This is a genomic window from Pseudomonas sp. HY13-MNA-CIBAN-0226 (assembly GCF_040310305.1).
Taxonomy (GTDB): domain Bacteria; phylum Pseudomonadota; class Gammaproteobacteria; order Pseudomonadales; family Pseudomonadaceae; genus Aquipseudomonas; species Aquipseudomonas gregormendelii.
Genome location: NZ_JBEOPS010000548.1, coordinates 1 through 243, shown reverse-complemented (window position 1 = coordinate 243; position 243 = coordinate 1). Strand labels below are relative to the sequence as shown.

1 pseudogene is annotated in these 243 nt (G+C 58.4%); it reads right to left on the bottom strand.

Annotated elements, in window-relative coordinates:
* A pseudogene (locus AAEZ05_RS29850) lies at positions 1-243 on the bottom strand (type I secretion system permease/ATPase); the annotation flags it as partial.

Genomic DNA, 243 nt, shown 5'->3' with positions numbered 1-243 from the left:
GAGCATGCCCATGGCCTGGATGGTTTCGGCGTTGTGCAAATGGCTGGTGGCCAGTTGGGTGGACTGCTGCGAATAACCGCTGGCCTCGCCCAATGGCTTTTTGGTCAGGTATTCGTTAAGGCACGCCAGGCCAATCAACAACACTGCGCCTGCCGTGGCCAGCACGCCGAGCCACACGTTGAAGAGGAAAATCACGAACAGGTAGATGGGGAACCACGGCGCATCGAAAAACGCGAACAGCGC